An 18,298-nucleotide genomic window follows, 5' to 3' on the forward strand; every position below is an offset into this window, starting at 1 on the left:
ACTTAGATGAAGCAGTGGCTAATGCCCTTTACCCCGATCTGAAAAATAAGAACCTACGAAACATTGGCTTAGAGCGGCTGGGAGAAATCATCGATACTATGGTGATTGACAATTACGGCAGCTTAAATATCTTGCTTAAGCAGGAGAATGATTTTTCGCTTATGCGGATTGAAGATGGTTTTAGTACAATTTTCTTTAACCTTAAGGGGCAGTTGCGGGAAGAAGTAGAGAGTCTGGTTGAGCACCAAGGATTGTATTTCAAGGAAATTTACTGAGCAGACCAATTTTTCTCCCCAGCTTATCTACATAAGAAAATTAAGCAAGAGTCTAGACCAACTGAATAAAGTAAATCCGTGTCGGAAAGGAAACTTCCAAAATGAAGAGTTTCTCGGAAAAAGGACAAGTCCTTGCATATGCTGCAAAATGGAAATACAATGAGTACAAGCTAAAAAAATTAACTAGTGATGACAAAGGTGTGAAAGCAGGGGACAAGACAATGAAAATTCCGAAAAACTTAGGTCAAGCAGCCTGTGTCTGCCTGGCGGCACTCGCGTTAACGGCATGTGGCTCTTCAAAGGCAAGTTCATCTGCCAAAAAAACTCTGAACTGGTCAGCTAGTGCTGAAATTCCGACCATGGACCTGTCAAAAGCGACCGACTCAGTTTCCTTTACCCAGATCTCCAACACCTTTGAAGGCCTGTACCGCCTGGGCAAGGACTCAAAGATCACTCCCGGCCTGGCAACCTCTGAAAAAGTTTCCAAAGACGGTAAAACTTACACCTTTACCTTGAGAAAGAACGACAAGTGGTCCAACGGGGATCCGGTGACGGCCCAGGACTTTGTCTACTCCTGGCGGCGGACAGTCAACCCGAAGACTGAATCAGAATACTCATACCTCTTCTCTGGCATCAAGAATGCTGACAAGATCGTAGCTGGCAAGAAGCCGGCAACGAGCCTGGGGATCAAAGCGGTTGGTAAGTACAAGCTGGTCGTGATCCTGGAACGGCGGATCCCTTACTTCAACAAGCTGATGGGCTTCGCGGTCTTCTTCCCGCAAAATGAAAAAGCCGTTAAGAACTATGGCTCCAAGTACGGGACAGCTTCCAAGTACCTGGTCTACAACGGCCCTTACATCCAAAAGGGCTGGACCGGGTCCAACCTGTCTTGGAAGATGGTCAAGAACAAGTACTACTGGGACAAGAGCAAGGTCAAGCTGAACCAGATCAACTGGAGCGTACAAAAATCAACCACGACCTCCTACAACCTCTACCAGGCTAAGAAGCTGGACGCTACTTCCCTTGATTCTTCACAAATCAAGCAGCTGAAGAGCGATAAGGCCTTCACCTTGCTGCCGCAAGGCGGGACCTACTACATGACATTCGGCCAGGGCAAGAGCGGCAACGAATACGTCAAGAACGCCAACATCCGCAAGGCCCTGTCACTGGCAATTGACCGCGGGGGCCTGGTTTCTACCATCGACGGCGGGGCCAGCCAGCCGGCCAACACCTTGACCTCCAAGGACTTGACCAAGGTCAACGGCAAAGATTACACTAGCTTGATCTCCAGCAGCGCAAAGAGCCTCTACCCGAAGGACGGTAACAAGAAGCTGGCCAAGCAGTACCTGGCTAAGGGCTTGGCTGAACTGGGCAAGAGCAAGATTAAGCTGACCTTGATCTCCAGTGACACGGACAGTGCCGAGAAGACGGCAGAATCAATCCAGTCCAACATTGAAGCGACCCTGCCGCAGGTTAAGGTGGAAGTTAACAGCGTGCCATTCAAGACCCTGCTGAATCGCCTGGCCAGCCACAATTTCCAGCTGGGCCTGATCGACTGGATCGCCGACTTCGCTGACCCAATCTCCTTCCTGGACCTGTTTACGACTGGCAACAGCCAAAACGACGGGCAATGGTCAAACAGCGAATACGACAAGCTGATTGCTGACTCCAAGACCACCACGTCTGCCAGCCAGCGCTGGAGCGACATGAGCAAGGCTGAAGACATCCTCTTAAACGATGCCGGCATTTGCCCGCTCTACTACTCAACCAGCGTCATGCTGGTCCGGACCAGTGTCAAGAACGCGGTCTACAACCGGGGCAACTGGGACTTCAAGGAAGCCTACGTCAAATAATCGAGATCAAAGATAGTCAAGAAAGCAGATCTCCGGATCTGCTTTTTTGCGCAAAAATTTTCCCCTTTGACTATAATTAAGGCAGAAACAATTACAGCAGAAGGAAGATAGGGCATGATGAAAAAAGGCGACAAATTGATTGACTGGGCCATGGAAATCCAAGCGATCGGGCAGACCGGCCTGGCCTACAGCAAGGACGTTTTTGACACGGAGCGCTACAGCCGCCTGCGGGAAATAGCCGCGGAAATGCTGGCGGAAAAAAGCGCGGTCAGTTATGACAAGGTCAAAGAGCTCTTTTGCAATGAAATTGGCTACCAGACTCCGAAAATCGCGACCAGGGCAGCCATCTTTAAAGATGACCAGATTCTCCTGGTCCAGGAAAAAGAAGGGCGCTGGTCCCTGCCCGGCGGCTGGTGTGACGTCGACCAGTCTCCAGCTGACAACTGCATTAAGGAGTGCCGGGAAGAGTCAGGCTTAACTGTCAAACCGGTCAAAATTATCGCTGTTCAAGACCACTTCAAGCACCATGGCTCCATTCACCCTTATGGGATTACCGACATCTATTATCTCTGCCAGTCTTTAGGTGGGGAATTCCAGGCCAACTCCGAAACCAGCCAGGCGGCCTGGTTTAAGGAAGATGACCTGCCGCCTTTGGCAGAAAACAAGAACTCAACTGAACAGGTGAAGATGTGCTTTGCCGCGCACCGGGATGCCAACTGGCAAACTTTATTCGACTAAAAAACTCGCCGTGCGGCGAGTTTTTACTATCTATTCATTTTTTCAGCTTTTGCCTATTTTTACTTCTTAGCAGCTAATTGCCGGCAGACCAGGACCATCAGAAGGCAGCTGAGCAAGCTGTAGACCCCGACAAAGTAGGGGGTGCTGGCGATCCCGGTCAAGCCTGCCGCTTGCGCTACCGTAAAGGAGCCCAGGGAGATGCCGACATTGGCAAAAATTGAGTTGAAGCTGGAAGCGAAGTCGATTGACTCTGGATATTCAGCCGCGGCCAGGTCTAGGAAATAAACCTGGGTGGAAGACCCGTACATGCTGTTGACGCAGCAGATGCCGACGATGCACAGGAAGGCCAGCCAGGACAGAGGCAAAAGGGGAGCCAAGAGGAAGAGCAGAACAGTCTGGATGCCAAAGACCAAAGGCAGGCGCTTGATCCCGCCATGGTCGGCCGGAAAGCCCCCAGTCTTGTTGCCGGCAATAAAGGCCAAGCCTAGCAGCAAGAGCAGGACATTCAGCCAGCTCTTCGGGAAATGCATGTAGTCGGTGATCAAGGTCCGGATGTAGGTATAGTAGGTATACTGAGCCGCGCAGACCAGGATGATGGCCAGGATGCCAGTTGCCCAGGATGGCAAACTGCTTATTACCCTTGCTGGACTGGCTCTGCGGAGTGTCCCGGGGCACGAAGGCCAGTAAAAGGATAAAGGTTACGAGTGTCGGAAGCGAGATCATCCAGAAACTAGCATGCTAGGAAAAAGTCGTTGAGATCAAGGTCCCGATTGGCAGGCCGATGATGGAAGCAATCGAGAAGCCGGCAAAAATCCAGGAGAGAAGCGAGGCTCTTTTTTTCCAAGGGAGCCACGAAGTTGGCGATAACCAGGATCAGGGAAATAATCGCTCCAGCTGTCGTGGCTGACAGGATTCTGGACAAAAGCAGGCTGACATAGCTGTAAGACAGGGCCGTCCAGGTATTGCCGATAAAGAAGATCCCCATCAAAAAGAAGAGGAGCTGGTGGCGCTTGAAATACTTGGTCAGGGAAGTGACCAGGGGAGTGGCGACAGCATAAACCAGGGCAAATACGGTAACCAGGTAGCCCAAGCTGCTGAGGGAGGCATTTATTTCCCGGGAAATATCCGGCAAAACGTCGACGATCATATATTCATTGCAGCTCAACATGAAGGCTACGAAAACGAAGAGAAAGGCTTGAATTTTGTAACGTGACATGAGAAAACTCCTATAAAATACACCGTTAATTAGTTTAACAGAAAAAATGTTAAAATGAAGATGATGGATAGTAAGTCTTGAGTAAAGAAAGCAGGTTTAACCATGCAGATTCAAGTTAAATTGGATAAGGGCTATTTGCCCGATGAATATGCCAAGTATGCTAGCGTAAAAGAAGCCGGCAACCCGGTAGTGTCTTTTCCTTTTACCCTGACGGACCTGCCGGAAGGGACCAAGTACCTGGCCTGGTCCTTGGTCGACTATGATTCCATTCCGGTCTGCGGCTTTGCCTGGATCCACTGGCTGGCCAGCGACGTGCCAGCAGTCAGCGAAATTCCAGCTGACTTCAGCCGGACGACGGATACGCCCCAGGGTTACAATAGTACTGTTTCCCGCTTTTTAACCGATCCAGAAGAAGTGCATACGGGCTATATCGGGCCGACTCCGCCGGACAAGGACCACGACTACCGCTTCCGGGTTTACGCTTTAAGCGAGAAACTGGACCTGGAGCAGCCTTATTACTACAATGAATTCTTGCGTGCCTTAAAGGGCAAGGTTTTGGCTGAAAACCAGGTCGACCTGCCGGCCCGGGTTTAAGGGAAAAGATTTTTAGAAAAAGTTGCCGAAAACTGTTGACCAAAGCTAGGAAATTAGGTAATATATTATTGGTTGAGCGATCAGCTCACAAGTAAGATTGCGTTATAGCCAAGTGGTAAGGCAACGGTTTTTGGTACCGTCATGCGCTGGTTCGAATCCAGCTAACGCAATAAGCAAGGCCAGGCCGGAAGGCTTGGCCTTTTTTGCGCACCAAAAAAGCAGGTCAAAAATCTGGTAAAATGGAAAAGAACTTTTGTCGTCAGATTGATTTTAAGAAAAGAGGCAGCAAATGGCTGGAAAAGAACAAGAAGTGGAGAAAATTCAAAAGCTGCTGGGCCAGCTGGAAGAAGAAATTTCCTTGAGCTACTTCCTCAAGCCCGGAACAATCACAGTCGGCCGTGACCTCCTGCAGGCCATGCAGGACCTGTTGGCTAATCCTGAAAATTGGGAAGAAAATTAACATATCGCGCTTGACTTTAATTTCTTCTTAAGATATAGTTAAAGCATCAAATGTTGAGAGAGGACAAGAATCATGAACGCTTTAATCAGCAAGAACGCGAAATTCTTTAGCTTTTATTACTGGAACTAGCTTGCATCTGTGGATGCAAGTTTTCAAGCAAGAACATGCATCTGCAGTTTCAATAATAAGAGTTTTCTCAGCATTTTTTGAAACGGCAGGAATCAGGATCCGGCGGTTTCAAGAACACGCGCATTAGCAGACTTTGGTAATCGTGGATCATCTGATCCGCGATTTTTTGTTTTTACGGTAGCCAAGGAGGACACCATGGTTGATTTAACTAAGCACTTTAAGCAGGGAGTAGCGGAAGTAAAGTCTTCAGCTATTCTGAATTTTACCAAGTATACGAGCCAGTACCCGGACATCGTCAAGTTCACGGTTGGTGAGCCAGACTTCAATACCCCGGACCATATCAAGACGGCTGCCATTAAGGGGATCGTGGACAACCACTCCCACTACGCTCTTTCAAACGGGACGCCAGGCCTCAGAAAAGCCGCGGCAGACTTCCTGGCTCGGCATTACGACATGCACTATGAGCCAAGCGAAATCATCGCTACCAACGGGGCAACGGAAGCCATCTACACGGTCATGTCTGCCATCATCAACCCAGGCGACGTGATGGTCCTGCCAACCCCGATCTTTCCTTTATATATTGCTGACGCGGCCCTGGAAAAAGCTGAAGTTGTCCAGATCGACACTTCCCAGACCAGCTTCAAATTAACGCCAGACCAGCTGCAAGCAGCCGTTGACGAATACGGCGACCGCCTCCGGATTCTGGTCATGAACTACCCGACCAACCCGACTGGAGTCATGTACAGCCAGGAAGAGCTGGATGCTTTGGCGGCAGTAATCAAGGACCGGCCAACTTTTGTCCTCTGCGACGAAATCTACAGTGAACTGAACTACGATCAAGAGCACGCCTCAATGGCCAAGTCCCTCAGAAGCCAGGCCATCGTTTTAAACGGGGTCTCCAAGTCCTGGGCCATGACCGGCTACCGGATCGGGATCATGGCGGCTCCCCAGGAAATCACTGACCAGCTGGCCAAGGTCCACCAGTTCATCACCACGACTGAACCGACCCCAATGCAGGACGCGGCCGAGGAAGCTTTTAAAAACGGGGACAGGGATGCCCGGGAAATGAAGGCCGCCTTCAAAGAGCGCCGGGACTACCTCTACCAGGCTTTGACGGAAACCGGCTTTGAAGTGGTCAAACCGCAGGGGGCCTTCTATATCTGGGCCAAGATTCCAGCCGGTCTTAACCAAAAAGACACGGAATTCGTTTATGAGCTGGCTGACCAGGCCCATGTCGGGGTTTGTGCCGGTTCCTGGTTCGCCAAGGGCGGGCAGGGCTGGCTCCGCTTCTCCTACGCGACGGTACTGGACGAAATTAAAGAAGGCGTAAGCAGAATCAAGAAATTTGTCGAGGAAAATAAGAATGACGGAAAGTAAAGAAACAAACGGCCTTAAGCAAGGCACGCTGAACATTTTAAACGGGATCGGACTCGGGGTCATTGCTGCCCTGGTGCCGGCCGCGATTTTAGGCCAGCTGATGAAGGCCCTCTTGGGTGTAGCTCCGGCTTTTGCCCAGACGGTCATCAACATCACTACTTTTACCCAGAGCCTGCTGGCGGCCATGGGCGGCTTCTGCGCGGCCTACCTCTTCCAGATGAACATGATCCAGATGTGTTCGGTCGCAGCCGCGGCCATGATCGGGTCTGGCGCGGTTACTTTTAAAAACGGCTTGATCATGGTCGCCGGGACTGGTGACGTTATCAACATCGGCTTGACGATCACCCTAGCCATCCTCTTGATCAAATTGATTGGCAACAAGCTTGGTTCCTACACGACCATTCTCTTGCCAATCATCGTCTTGGTCGTTGGCGGCGGGATCGGCCTCTTGATATTGCCATACGTTAAAACCGTGACCACTTTTATCGGCATGATCGTCATGGCCTTTACCAAGCTGCAGCCGCTCTTGATGGGTGTCTTGATCGGGATGTCCTTCGCGGCTATGATCGTGTCCCCGATTTCTTCAGTTGGGATCGCGGTGGCGATCGGCTTGACCGGGGTTGCCTCCGGGGCCGCCAACCTGGGCATCACTGGGGCGGCCTACACTTTGGGGATTATGAGCTACAGCGTCAACGGGATGGGGACCACCTTGGCCCACTTCATCGGGACGCCAAAGATCCAGATGGCCAATATGCTGGAGAAGCCGAAGCTTTTTGTCCCGGTCCTGCTTTCGTCTGCTTTGTCCGGTCTTCTGGCCGCCATCTTCAACCTGCAGGGGACGCCTAATTCCGCTGGCTTTGGCTTCAGCGGCCTGATCGGACCCCTGGCGGCTTACGCCAAGATGACGCCAGGCTGGGGGAGCATCATCCTGTTGACGGTTCTCTACGTCGTTTACCCAGTTGCCTTGGGCTTCTTCATGCGCTGGCTCTTCATCGACCGCTTGAGCTTTGCCCAGGCAGAGGACCTGCGCCTGGAAGTTTAAGCCAAAAAGTAAAAAAATCGCCAAAAATCCTTGCACTTGCCCTGTTTTTTTGTTAATATAATAGAGTACTTCAACGGAGGAATAGCGAAGTGGCTAAACGCGGCGGTCTGTAAAACCGCTCTCTCTGAGTTCAGTGGTTCGAATCCACTTTCCTCCATTGATTGCGTTATAGCCAAGTGGTAAGGCAACGGTTTTTGGTACCGTCATGCGCTGGTTCGAATCCAGCTAACGCAATTGTTCTAAAGAACACCCAACCCGAAAAAAGAGCTCCTGACCCAGTCAGAAGCTCTTTTTTTGCCCAAGCAAAAGAAAAATAGTTTTTGGCCAGAAGAAGCGCTTAAAAAACATATGAAAAAACAATTTTAAAAGAAAAAGATTTCTTTCATAAGTAATGATGTACATTCTTAGTATTACTTGCTATACTGAAAAGTAAGTTGTTGGTTACTTTTAGTAAGTTTAATAAATGCAAGTAAGATTAGATTGGATTAGACTAGACAAGTAAACTCTCGGGAGATTAAACGATGCATAAGAAAAAGATTGCTTCAGTAACACTTTTGGCAACGGCCGCGCTTTTGACAGCTTGCGGGCAAAACAAGGGGGCTTCCAGCTCCAAGCAGGTGATGAAGACAGCCGTAACCGGGGAAATCAGTACCCTGGACTCCAGCAAGTACGGGGACACCATCAGCTCTGAAACCCTGCAGAACTCCATGGAAGGGCTCTACCGCTTTGACAAAAAGGGGCAGGCCCGGCTGGCCGGGGCGGTCAAGGTGACCAAGTCCAAGGACCAAAAGGTTTACACTTTTACCCTTAGGAAAAATGCCAAGTGGTCTAACGGGGACCCGGTAACGGCCCAGGACTACGTCACTGCTTGGCGGCGGACGGTTGACCCGAAGAACGATTCCCTGGACAGCGACAGCTACCAGGTGATCAAGAACGGGACGGACATCGTGGCCGGCAAGAAGAAGGTGTCTAGCCTGGGCATCAAGGCCTTGGGCAAGTACAAGCTGCAGATTACTTTGGAAAATCCGATTCAGTACCTGCCGGATCTTTTGACCGGGGCCCAATTCTACCCGCAGGACACGAAGATCGTCAAAAAGTACGGGTCCAGCTACGGGACCAGTTCCAGCAAGCTGGTTTACAACGGGCCATTTACTGTCAGCCAATGGACCGGGTCCAATCTCAAGTGGACTTTGAAGAAGAACAAGACTTACTGGAATGCCAAGTCAGTCAGCTTGAGCGCGGTCAAGGTCCAGGTCATCAAGACTACCTCTACCGGCCTCAACCTCTATAAGGGCGGGCAGCTGGACTACGCGCCAGTTGATTCTGACTACGTCAAGCAGTATGAAAAGAACGCCGACTACCACACGAAGACCACGCCGACCAACGGCTACATGGTCTTTAACTTGAAGCGCAAGACTACTGGTAATGTCCACGTCCGCCGGGCAATCAGCCTGGGCGTGAACAAGCAGGAATTGGTGAAGACGGTTCTGCATTCAGGCAAGGCGGCCCAAGGTTTAGTAGCCAGCGACTTCATCTACGATGAAAACGGCAAGGACTACCGGGCCAGTGCCGGCAAGCTGATGACCTACAATCTGAAGCAGGCCCAAAAGGAATGGGCTTTGGCTAAAAAGCAGCTGGGCAAGTCCAAGATCACCATCGAACTGTTAACCAGTGACATGGACGCTTCCAAGCGGGTAGGCGAATACCTGCAGAGCAACTTGATGAAGAACCTGCCAGGCCTGACGGTAAAATTGCGGTCAATTCCGCTGAAGTCGCGTTTGGCCGACACCACTGCCCACAAGTTTGACATGGTTTACGGGACTTGGCAGCCAAGCTTCCAGGACCCAATCGACTACCTGACTATCGGTGGTTTGTTCAACCTGGAAACTGACTACAAGAACAAGAACTTCTGGAAGCAGATCAACCTGGCTAAGACAACTTATGCAAATCAGCCAGCCAAAAGACAGGCGGCTCTGGTTGCGGCTGAAAAACAGCTGGTCCAAAAGGACGCCTTCACGGCGCCGCTTTACCAGGCTGGGGTATCATACCTTTTAAACAGCAAGGTGAAGGGCTTTCGCCTGTCTCCTTACGGGACTGTTGCCTACTACTGGGACGTCAAGATTAAGTAAAACAAGTTTTAAACCGGTAAAAGCTGCCAGTTTCTTACAATAAGGAAGAAACTGACGGCTTTTTTGCGAAAAAAGAAGCATTCTTCAACTATTTTGCCCGTATAGCGGGTACAATAGTATTTAGTTTTTTGACCAGGAGGCGGACATGAGCAAATACATCAAAGTTGGCAGCGGCGGCGGTGAAATGACCTGGCACCGGGCCATGCTCGACATGGAGCCGGGGGACTATCTGCTGCTGGAGCCCGGCTATTACGTTTGGCCCCGGGGCCGGCTATTAGAAGACGTGACCATCAAGGGCCTGGGGGCCAGTCCGGAAGACACCCGGATCCGCAGCTTTTTCTCCATCGGTGAAAACAGCTCCCGGGTGGTTTTTGAAAACTTGACCCTGGAACCTTACGGGGACGTAAATACCCTGGATTTGCCGGAAGAGACCAACAGCTATCTGATCCTGCGCGGCTGTGTCTTGACCGGGACCGGCAGCAAGACGACTACGATTTCCGTCAACGGCCAGGACACGGTGGAGATGTACTCCTGCCGTCTGCTCAATGGGACCCTGTCCTTTTTTGAAAAAGCCAATTTCCGCCTGGAAATGGCGGACTGCCTGCTGGACTATGAATCAGAAAAATTCGGCACCATCTCTTTGGAAGGGACTGGGACGGCCATCATTAATAACTCTGAGATCCGGGGGACGGTCAACAGCTTTGATTCCAGCAACATTGAATTAAACATCAATAACTCCGCCATCGGCAACCTTAACTTAGGCGGCAAGAGCTGGGTCAACGTTTACGCCTGCCGTTTTCTTAACCGGGACTACAGCCTTTATGCCCGGGGCGAATGCTGGTTGAACATTCTGGAGAGTCAAATGCCCAGTCAATTGGCCATCGAAGACCACTGCCACTTGCTAATGCAGAATAGCCAGCTCTACAATTTCCAGGCCCGGGGGGAGAGCCAGAGCTTTTTGTCCAATGTGCAGATCGCGGCCGCGGCCAGCCTGGAAGGCAAAAGCTTTATGGACGGCAGCTTAGTGACTTTCTCCGGCAATGGCGACTACCCTTACTTCATCTTCCTGGTCGACCAGGCGGTATTGAAGGGGCGGAACCTGCAATTTGACCCGCAAAACTGGCCGGTTCTGGTCGACAATGATGCCCGTTTAGTGGCCAACGCCCTTTACTACCAGGGGGCGCCACTGGAAATCAAGTGCGAGCATCCGGAAAACATCTCTTTGATGGGGATCAAGTGGACTGAACGGAAGGAATAGAAAGGAGCCAGACCATGCGCTTAATCAAAGTAAGCCAGGACCCCCGAGACTTGTCCTGGGAGCAGGCTTTAGATCAGCTGGAAGACGATGACGTGCTCATGCTGGCTCCCGGCTTTTATGAAATTCCTTTTGGGCAAAAGCTGAAGAATATCGTGATCAAGGGGACGGGGACAGCAGCGGATATGACGGTCCTGGTTGGCACGGTCATCCTGGATGGCCGCTATTTGACCTTGGAAAATCTGGCCGTCAAGACTACCGCAATTGCTGGAGCCCTGGTCAGAGTCTATGAAGGAGAAAATGCTCCTTACTTGACCCTGCGCGGCTGCCGGCTGGAAGCAGCAGAAGGGGAGAGGGGCACGTCCCTCATGGCCTTGGGGCCGGTCTGGCTGGAATTCTACTCCTGCCAGGTCAAAGGGGGAATCTGCCTGGTTGGCGATGAGGAGCAGCATGTCCAGATCTCTTCCAGTGAAATCGCGGCAACTCCAGCTGCTTTTACCGGCAATGGCTTTGGCCCATTAGCCATCAGCAAGTCCCAGATCAAGGGGGATTTTGTCCTGGAGGAAAGTTCGGCTTATGAAGGGCACTTTGACCAGACGGCTTTTGACCAGGTGACCAGCTTGAGCGAAGAAAATGACCTTTACTTCACTGAGTCTGCCCTGTCTTTAACTCTGAAAAATGGCCAGGCCGACCTTTTGAACTGCGACTTGCCGGGGACAACCCTTTTGGAAAAAGCTAATTCAGCCGCTTTCCAAAACTGCACTTTTAAGCAATTCAAGCAGGTCAGCGGAAGCAGCAACTTAACCAACTGCCACTTGGAGGCAGGGGAAATCAGGGGCCAGGGCAAGGCTGTTTTTTGCCGGCCGCACTTTTCCTGCAGCGAAGGAACTTGGCTTAGTTTAAGGGATGCAAGCCAGGTCCGCCTGCAGAATGCCCTTTTAAACGTGGCTGGCAGCCACTTGCGCCTGGCTGACAAAGCCGGGATCTTAGGCAATGTTTTGGAGAGCGACCAGGACCAGCTGCTGGTCAAGCAGACTGGCCAGGGCAAGGTAAAATTGACGGGAATAAAATGTAAACTTGTCTAAAGGCCGCCTTTTGCTATAGAATTTAATTAAGATCCAAGCTTGATGATTCTGTGGGGGGAAAGACCGATGCAAGAACCAATGTATATCAAAATTCACAATCAGCTGCGCCGGGACATTGAAAACCATGTCTACCAGGTGGGGGACCGGATTCCAGCTGAACGGCAGCTGGCGGAACAGTTCAAGGTGTCGCGGATGACCCTGCGTCAGGCCATCAAGACCCTGGAGGAAGAAGGGATTCTGGAAAGGCGGCTGGGCAGCGGGACCTACGTGGCCAGCCAGAAGGTCCAGGAGAAGATGTCCGGGATCATGTCCTTTACCGAAATCACCCGGGCTAACGGGCAGACCCCGTCCAGCAAGCTGGTTTCCTACAAGATCACCCAGCCGTCCCTGTCGGAAAAAGAACGCCTGGCCCTGGAGGGCAGCGACAAGGTCCTGCGCATGGAGCGGATCCGTTATGCCGACCAGGTGCCGATCTGCCACGAAATCGTGACGGTGCCGGAAGATTTGATCGCGCCTTTTGCCAAAGATGACGTGTCAAGCCACCTCTACCAGACCTTGGAGAAGCAGGGGGGCTACCAGATCGGGGATGCAACTGAGTACATCTCAGCCGCTGTCGCCAATGAACAGGAGGCCCGCCTGCTCAACTGCCGGCGCGGGGAAGCCTTGATCACCCGCCGGCAGGTTACCAAGCTGGCTGATGGCCGGCCCTTTGAATACACGCGGGCTTCATACGTGGGCGAGCGCTTCGAATTTACTTTCAGCAAATAGCCAGCTGACTAGCTAAAGATAAAAATGACAAAGAGACAGGTTCAGTCCTGCCTCTTTTTGCTTCCTTTAAAAAAGTACAAAAGATGGAACTTGCTTTTGGCGGCAGGGGGCGAATTTGCTAAAATGGACTTGACACTATTAGCTAATGATTAACGAGGCACTATGAAAAGCATACTATTCCGCCTATATCTGGCAGTCATGAAATTTTTGGCCCGCTGGCAAAAAGAAGACTCCAACACATACGTGATCTTGAATGGGGCCGGCCGCTCGGGGTCCAATGGCTACCTCTTTTATAAATACCTGCGCCGCGAGCACCCGGAAGTCACGGCCTACTTGATCGAGCCCTGGCCTTCTTCCCACTTGCCCTGGTCAGACTGGCAAAAAATCGGCCGGGCCAAGTACGTCTTGACCACCCACCAGCCCTTCAAGGTCCGGAAAAGCCAGGTCAACCTGGCCCTCTGGCACGGGATTCCCCTAAAGCGGATGGGGACCATGGCCAACAATACCCAGCGCCGGGACAACCAGAGAAACGAAAAGCTCTGGCACAAGACGGCCGACCTGGTCACCTCCAGTTCGGAACTCTATGAAAGCTTGATGAGCGCCTGCATGGGAATTGAAGGTCCCCGCTATGTCCGGCTTGGTTTCCCCAGGATTGATTCCTTGCTCAAGTCTCCTTATAAAAAGGCCCAGCTCCTGGCTGACTTTTTCTCCTGCCAGGACCCGGAAGCCCAAGTAGGGGTCTATGTGCCAACCTTCCGCTATGAATTGGAAGAGCCGGAAGTGATGGAGCGGATTAAAGAAGGGAACTTTTTTGCCTTCAGCGACTTTGACCTGGCCGCTTTAGACCAGGCTCTGGCTGCTAGAAAGCAGTACCTCCTGGTCAAGCTCCATCCATGGGAAATGAAGCTCTTCAGCGACTTCCACTTGGAGGCCAAGCACGTGGCCTTTTTGAACAATTCCGACCTTTTGGCGAAAAAGCTGGACCTCTACGAAATCCTGGGAGCCACCGACTTCCTCATGACCGACTTCTCCTCGATCTACTTTGACTACCTCCACTTGGACAAGCCGCTGATTTTCATCACCAACTGCCTGGCCCAGTATGAAAAGACCCGGGGCTTTTTGCTGGGGCCTTATGAAAAAATCGTCCCTGGTCCCTGCGTGGCCAGCCAGGCTGACCTGGTCAAGCAGCTGGGTGAAAAAGATGGGTATGGCCTTGAGCGGAAAAAGTGGCTGGAGCTGAGCGACCAGGCCGACCATGGCCAGGCCTGCCAGAAAATTTTTGATTACTTAAGCGGGGTCTGATCCTTGAAAAAAACTTTTCTGAACATCTTTTATAACGCGGTCTACCAGGTCTTCCTGGTCCTGGTGCCCTTGATCACGGTTCCTTATCTGTCCAGAGTCCTGGGCCCAACGACCTACGGGATCTATTCCAGCGTCAACAACACGGTCCAGTTTCTGATGATCTTCTGCGTCCTGTCCTTATCCAATATCGGGGTCAGAAGCATCTCTAAAGCCCGGGCCAAAAGCAAGAGCGGGGAACTGACCGAGGCCTTCTGGGGCCTGTGGTACTTCCAGTTTATCGGCGGCTTGGTAACCATCGCCTTGACTGTCTTGACCTGCCTGGTCTTCAAGGTCCGCTACTGGAACTACTTCCTGCTGATGCTGCCATACTTGATTGCCGCCCAGTTTGACATCTCCTGGTTCTTCCAGGGTCTGGCTGATTTTGGCCGGGTGGTTTTAAGAAATACCATCGTCAAGATTGTCAGCGTTGTCTTTATCTTGCTTTTGATCAAAAGTCCGGCTGACCTTTGGAAGTATTTCCTGATCATGTCCGTGTCCACCATGCTGGGTTCCTTTGTCTTCTGGTTCAGCATCGGCAAATATGTCGGCCGGCCAGTCAAGCATTTCTACTATTTCGCGGAAACCCGCCGGGCCATCATGACCCTGATGATTCCCCAGATCGCGACCCAGATTTACACTTCCTTGGACAAGCCCCTTTTGGGCCTCTTCCAAAATACGGCCCAGGTCTCTTACTATGACAACTCCCAGCGGATTTCTAACATGATCCTGGGGGTTATCACCAGTATTTCCCTGGTAATAATGCCGCAGATGGCGGTCCAGGGGAAGGAAACCCAGAAGAAGGTCTTGAAGAAGTCCCTGGAAGCCACGACCATGCTGGGAACCATGTTTGCCGTGGTGGTCATGGCCAATACCAAGGAATTCGTGCCCTTTTTCTTCGGGAAAAAATATATCCCGATGACCCCCTTGATGTTCTTCTTCACCTTGACCATCATCTTGATTCCCATGGGCGGGGTCTTCGCCAACCAGTTTGCCCTGGCCAACAAGCGGGACAAGGACTATGCCATTCCAGTTACGATCGGGGCGGTCCTAGAGCTGGTATTCAGCTACTTTTTGGACCGGCCTTTCGGGGCAGCGGGGGCCATGGTGGCGATCCTCTTGACCGAAGCCGTTGTTCTCTTTCTGCGCTGCTGGATCGTGCGGGACGGTTATGACTTCAAGGAAACTTTCAGCGACGTGCCCAAGTGCTTTTTGGCCATGGGGATCAGCCTGGCGGCAGGGATGCTGTGGCCTTGGCAGATTCCAAGTGCTTTTATCAACATGACGGTCAAGTCCCTGGTTATTATGGCCTTGTACCTGGCCATCCTCTGGCTCTTGAAGTTTGACTTGAACGAAGACTTGGTCACGATCGTCAAAAAGCGCTTGAAAAAATAGCTATTAATAAGGAAGAAATCAGCAAAAATAAACAAAGAAAGCGTGTAAGCATGGTAAAAATAAACATTTTGGGCGTTGGCTTCGACAAGTACAGCCTGGCGGAATTTGAAGACCGCTTTTTGGACCGCTTGCGGAAAAAAGAATCCACCCTGGTGGTCACGGCCAACCCGGAAATTGTCATGGCCGCTAAGGAAGACCCGGAATACCGGGAAATCATCAACAATGTGGCTGACTACGTGACGGCTGACGGGATCGGCATCATCAAGGGGGCCAAGATGCTGGGGCTGAAGCTGCCGGAGAGAGTAACCGGCTACGACCTCTTCTGCTGGTACCTGCAAATCGCCAATGAAGACCACTTGCGGGTCTACCTGATTGGGGCCAAGCCAGCCGTGATCGCCGCCGTTAAGGAAAAAATTGCCAAGGACTACCCGGGCATCGACTTAGTTGGCGCTGAATATGGCTACTCCAAAGACGCCCTGCCGGAAATTGCCAGCCGGATCGCCCAAAGCGGGCCCGACCTGGTCTTCGCGGCCCTGGGCTTTCCCAAGCAGGAGAAGCTCCTGGCCATCTTGCGCAAGCAAAACTTGTCAGCCAGCATGATGGGGGTGGGCGGCAGCTTTGATGTCTTCGCCGGCGCCGTCAAGCGGGCACCGAAGCTCTTTCAGGACGCCCACCTGGAATGGTTCTACCGTCTTTTGAAGGAACCAAGCCGGATCGGCCGGATGATGGTTTTGCCCAAATTCGTCGTGGAAGTTAAGAAGAGCAAGAAGCAGGACCAGCAATAATGAAAGTACTGCACATCAACGCCGGCCTGGAAAGCGGAGGCGGGCTGACTCATATCGTGAACCTGCTCTCCCAGGCCAAAAAGGCGGGGCAGGACTTTGACCTCTTGACCTTCGCGGAAGGACCGGTTGCCCAGGCTGCCCGGGAAAAGGGGATCAAGACTATCGTTTTGGGCGGCTCCAGCCGCTACGACCTGGCCCTGCTCAAGCGGCTGAAAAAGACAATCAAGGATGGACATTACGACCTGGTCCACAGCCATGGGGCCCGGGCCAACCTTTTTGTCAGCTTGATCAAGTCATCCTTGCCTTGTCCCTGGTTGATCACGGTCCACTCGGATCCCGCGATCGACTTTGAAGGGCGGGGAATCGCTGGGAAGATTTTTACCAAGCTGAACCTGCGGGCGATCAAGCAGGCCGATGGTGTCTTCGCCATCACTCCTCGTTTTGAAAAAATCCTGCTGAATTATGGAGTAAAGCCCGGCCGGATTTACGTTATCTACAACGGGATTAGCTTTAGGGACAATAGAAATATAGCAGGCAAGGAAGACCACGCCGGTTTCAACATCATCAATGTTGGCCGCTTGGAGAAGGTCAAGGGACAAGATCTTTTGCTCAAGGCATTTAAAGCAGCCAATTTGCCGCAAGCTCACCTCTATATCGCCGGCAGCGGTAGCCAGGAAGCGGACTTAAAAAAATTACGGCAGGATTTGGCTTTAACAGACCAAGTGACTTTCACCGGCTTTTTGACCCAAGCAGAATTAAGGCAGCTCTACCGGAAGATGGACCTGGCCGTCTTGTCTTCTTACTCAGAAAGCTTCCCCCTAGTCTTGCTGGAAGCAGCTGACAACCTGCTCCCGCTTTTGGCAACTGACGTGGGCGGGGCCAGGGAACTGATTCCAGAAGGAAAAGGCTGGGTCATGCCGGTCAACGAGGAAAAAGCCATGGCTGACCAGTTAAGAGCAATCGCCGCTTTGCCAAAAGAAGAATTAGCAGCAATTGCCCAAACGGAAAAAGCCTATGCCTGCCAGCACTTTTCCCTGGACCGGCAACTGGCTGACGTTCTGGCCGGCTACCAGGCCTGCCTGCAAGGAGAAAAAGCATGATTCCCAAAATTATCCACTATGTCTGGGTGGGCGGCAATCCCAAGTCCAAGACCATCCAGACCTGTCTGGCCTCTTGGCAAAAGCGCCTGCCGGACTACGAAATCATCGAATGGAATGAAGACAAGCTGGACCTGAATGCCAACAAATATGTCAAGCAGGCCTACCAGGCCAAGAAGTGGGCCTTCGTTTCCGACTATGTCCGGGCCAAGGCCCTCTATGAAATGGGCGGGATCTACCTGGACACCGATGTCATGGTCTTAAAAGATTTTGCCGGCTTGCTAAATGACCGGGCCTTTATCGGCTTTGAAAACAATGACTACTTGTCAGCGGCCATCATCGCGGCAGAGAAGGGGCATCCTTTTATGGCTGACATCCTGCACTACTATGACGACCTGGATTTTGCCTTTGACCAAAAGGACCAGCTGGCCGGGGTCAACTCTCTGTCCGTCACGGAAATTCTCAAAGAAAAGTATGGCCTTAAGACTGGCAACCAAGAGCAAGTGTTAAAGGAGGGAATTCATGTTTATCCAGACGGGATCCTCTGCAACCCTTCCCCTCAGTCCCGGTCCATTCACCTTTTTACCGGGACCTGGCTGGAAGGGAAAAATTCCTGGAAGCACGACCTGGTCACCTTTTTGAAATTACATATCCGCAGTCAAAAAACTGCGAAAATTTACTACCAGCTCTTCAGACGCTAATTTTTTAAAGAATCTCGTGAAAATACATTTCTGAAAGCAGGGACTGCATTTTTTGAGTATA

The 18,298-nt window shown here is 51.6% G+C and carries 16 protein-coding genes, 3 tRNA genes and 1 pseudogene; 19 read left to right on the forward strand and 1 reads right to left on the reverse strand.

All coding sequences use genetic code 11. The annotated features are described in order from the left end of the window. Nucleotides 1-14 precede the first annotated feature (14 nt). The 3 genes from DS743_RS05685 to DS743_RS05695 all read left to right on the forward strand — a co-directional run bounded on the left by DS743_RS05685 (nt 15) and on the right by DS743_RS05695 (nt 2,866). Nucleotides 15-275, forward strand: a complete 261-nt coding sequence (locus tag DS743_RS05685) for a hypothetical protein (protein WP_231520471.1) — start codon at nt 15-17, stop codon at nt 273-275. Nucleotides 276-496: 221 nt separating this feature from the next. Continuing rightward, a complete protein-coding gene (locus tag DS743_RS05690; RefSeq protein ID WP_035183839.1) occupies nt 497-2,128 on the forward strand; it encodes a peptide ABC transporter substrate-binding protein in 1,632 nt (543 codons plus the stop codon). 114 nt (nt 2,129-2,242) lie between these two features. Beyond that, entirely contained in the window at nt 2,243-2,866 is a 624-nt protein-coding gene (locus DS743_RS05695) for an NUDIX hydrolase N-terminal domain-containing protein (protein WP_035183836.1), read from the forward strand. 59 nt (nt 2,867-2,925) lie between these two features. Here DS743_RS05695 and DS743_RS05700 read toward each other — a convergent pair. Continuing rightward, nucleotides 2,926-4,082, reverse strand: a pseudogene (locus tag DS743_RS05700) (MFS transporter). Between the two features lie 102 nt (nt 4,083-4,184). Here DS743_RS05700 and DS743_RS05705 point away from each other — a divergent pair. From DS743_RS05705 to DS743_RS05780, 16 genes are all read left to right on the forward strand, one after another. Then, entirely contained in the window at nt 4,185-4,676 is a 492-nt protein-coding gene (locus DS743_RS05705) for a YbhB/YbcL family Raf kinase inhibitor-like protein (protein WP_035183834.1), read from the forward strand. Between the two features lie 98 nt (nt 4,677-4,774). After that, nucleotides 4,775-4,846: transfer RNA gene (locus DS743_RS05710), tRNA-Gln, on the forward strand. 119 nt (nt 4,847-4,965) lie between these two features. Then, nucleotides 4,966-5,136 carry a hypothetical protein gene (locus tag DS743_RS05715; protein WP_181406076.1) on the forward strand — a complete coding sequence of 57 codons (171 nt, stop codon included), beginning with the start codon at nt 4,966-4,968 and terminating at the stop codon, nt 5,134-5,136. 324 nt (nt 5,137-5,460) lie between these two features. Continuing rightward, nucleotides 5,461-6,642, forward strand: a complete 1,182-nt coding sequence (locus DS743_RS05720; RefSeq protein WP_035183831.1) for an aminotransferase class I/II-fold pyridoxal phosphate-dependent enzyme — start codon at nt 5,461-5,463, stop codon at nt 6,640-6,642. Further along, nucleotides 6,629-7,684 carry a PTS sugar transporter subunit IIC gene (locus DS743_RS05725; RefSeq protein ID WP_035183828.1) on the forward strand — a complete coding sequence of 352 codons (1,056 nt, stop codon included), beginning with the start codon at nt 6,629-6,631 and terminating at the stop codon, nt 7,682-7,684. Before DS743_RS05720 ends, DS743_RS05725 begins: the two co-directional genes overlap by 14 nt. A 75-nt stretch (nt 7,685-7,759) precedes the next feature. After that, a tRNA-Tyr gene (locus DS743_RS05730) sits at nt 7,760-7,841 on the forward strand. A 5-nt stretch (nt 7,842-7,846) separates the two neighbouring features. Next, a tRNA-Gln gene (locus DS743_RS05735) sits at nt 7,847-7,918 on the forward strand. Nucleotides 7,919-8,205: 287 nt separating this feature from the next. Then, nucleotides 8,206-9,813, forward strand: coding sequence for a peptide ABC transporter substrate-binding protein (locus DS743_RS05740; RefSeq protein ID WP_035183826.1), 1,608 nt, complete (start codon nt 8,206-8,208; stop codon nt 9,811-9,813). 145 nt (nt 9,814-9,958) lie between these two features. After that, nucleotides 9,959-11,071 carry a phage tail protein gene (locus tag DS743_RS05745; protein WP_016395811.1) on the forward strand — a complete coding sequence of 371 codons (1,113 nt, stop codon included), beginning with the start codon at nt 9,959-9,961 and terminating at the stop codon, nt 11,069-11,071. 14 nt (nt 11,072-11,085) lie between these two features. Further along, on the forward strand, nt 11,086-12,153 hold the full coding sequence (locus tag DS743_RS05750; RefSeq protein WP_035183823.1) for a hypothetical protein: 1,068 nt from the start codon (nt 11,086-11,088) through the stop codon (nt 12,151-12,153). 66 nt (nt 12,154-12,219) lie between these two features. Further along, the gene (locus DS743_RS05755) at nt 12,220-12,921 is read left to right on the forward strand and encodes a GntR family transcriptional regulator (protein ID WP_002878105.1); all 702 of its coding nucleotides are present in this window, start codon (nt 12,220-12,222) and stop codon (nt 12,919-12,921) included. A 162-nt stretch (nt 12,922-13,083) separates the two neighbouring features. Continuing rightward, the gene (locus DS743_RS05760; RefSeq protein WP_035183820.1) at nt 13,084-14,223 is read left to right on the forward strand and encodes a CDP-glycerol--glycerophosphate glycerophosphotransferase; all 1,140 of its coding nucleotides are present in this window, start codon (nt 13,084-13,086) and stop codon (nt 14,221-14,223) included. A gap of 3 nt (nt 14,224-14,226) precedes the next feature. Then, nucleotides 14,227-15,654, forward strand: coding sequence for an oligosaccharide flippase family protein (locus tag DS743_RS05765; protein WP_035183818.1), 1,428 nt, complete (start codon nt 14,227-14,229; stop codon nt 15,652-15,654). A gap of 50 nt (nt 15,655-15,704) precedes the next feature. Next, nucleotides 15,705-16,439, forward strand: coding sequence for a WecB/TagA/CpsF family glycosyltransferase (locus DS743_RS05770; protein ID WP_035183816.1), 735 nt, complete (start codon nt 15,705-15,707; stop codon nt 16,437-16,439). Then, nucleotides 16,439-17,539 (forward strand): glycosyltransferase, encoded by a 1,101-nt coding sequence (locus DS743_RS05775; protein ID WP_035183813.1) that lies wholly within the window; start codon nt 16,439-16,441, stop codon nt 17,537-17,539. Before DS743_RS05770 ends, DS743_RS05775 begins: the two co-directional genes overlap by 1 nt. Beyond that, the gene (locus DS743_RS05780; RefSeq protein ID WP_004560662.1) at nt 17,536-18,237 is read left to right on the forward strand and encodes a glycosyltransferase family 32 protein; all 702 of its coding nucleotides are present in this window, start codon (nt 17,536-17,538) and stop codon (nt 18,235-18,237) included. The genes DS743_RS05775 and DS743_RS05780 overlap by 4 nt, the downstream gene beginning before the upstream one ends. The last annotated feature ends 61 nt before the right edge of the window (nt 18,238-18,298 follow it).

It is taken from the genome of Lactobacillus leichmannii (genome assembly GCF_024701915.1).
Lineage (GTDB): Bacteria > Bacillota > Bacilli > Lactobacillales > Lactobacillaceae > Lactobacillus > Lactobacillus delbrueckii.

What these genes read in the sequence shown, in the direction of transcription:
- DS743_RS05690 (WP_035183839.1), top strand. Translation starts at nt 497, where the DNA reads ATGAAAATTCCGAAAAACTTAGGTCAAGCAGCCTGTGTCTGCCTGGCG.
- DS743_RS05695 (WP_035183836.1), top strand. Translation starts at nt 2,243, where the DNA reads ATGATGAAAAAAGGCGACAAATTGATTGACTGGGCCATGGAAATCCAA.
- DS743_RS05705 (WP_035183834.1), top strand. Translation starts at nt 4,185, where the DNA reads ATGCAGATTCAAGTTAAATTGGATAAGGGCTATTTGCCCGATGAATAT.
- DS743_RS05715 (WP_181406076.1), top strand. Translation starts at nt 4,966, where the DNA reads ATGGCTGGAAAAGAACAAGAAGTGGAGAAAATTCAAAAGCTGCTGGGC.
- DS743_RS05720 (WP_035183831.1), top strand. Translation starts at nt 5,461, where the DNA reads ATGGTTGATTTAACTAAGCACTTTAAGCAGGGAGTAGCGGAAGTAAAG.
- DS743_RS05725 (WP_035183828.1), top strand. Translation starts at nt 6,629, where the DNA reads ATGACGGAAAGTAAAGAAACAAACGGCCTTAAGCAAGGCACGCTGAAC.
- DS743_RS05740 (WP_035183826.1), top strand. Translation starts at nt 8,206, where the DNA reads ATGCATAAGAAAAAGATTGCTTCAGTAACACTTTTGGCAACGGCCGCG.
- DS743_RS05745 (WP_016395811.1), top strand. Translation starts at nt 9,959, where the DNA reads ATGAGCAAATACATCAAAGTTGGCAGCGGCGGCGGTGAAATGACCTGG.
- DS743_RS05750 (WP_035183823.1), top strand. Translation starts at nt 11,086, where the DNA reads ATGCGCTTAATCAAAGTAAGCCAGGACCCCCGAGACTTGTCCTGGGAG.
- DS743_RS05755 (WP_002878105.1), top strand. Translation starts at nt 12,220, where the DNA reads ATGCAAGAACCAATGTATATCAAAATTCACAATCAGCTGCGCCGGGAC.
- DS743_RS05760 (WP_035183820.1), top strand. Translation starts at nt 13,084, where the DNA reads ATGAAAAGCATACTATTCCGCCTATATCTGGCAGTCATGAAATTTTTG.
- DS743_RS05770 (WP_035183816.1), top strand. Translation starts at nt 15,705, where the DNA reads ATGGTAAAAATAAACATTTTGGGCGTTGGCTTCGACAAGTACAGCCTG.
- DS743_RS05775 (WP_035183813.1), top strand. Translation starts at nt 16,439, where the DNA reads ATGAAAGTACTGCACATCAACGCCGGCCTGGAAAGCGGAGGCGGGCTG.
- DS743_RS05780 (WP_004560662.1), top strand. Translation starts at nt 17,536, where the DNA reads ATGATTCCCAAAATTATCCACTATGTCTGGGTGGGCGGCAATCCCAAG.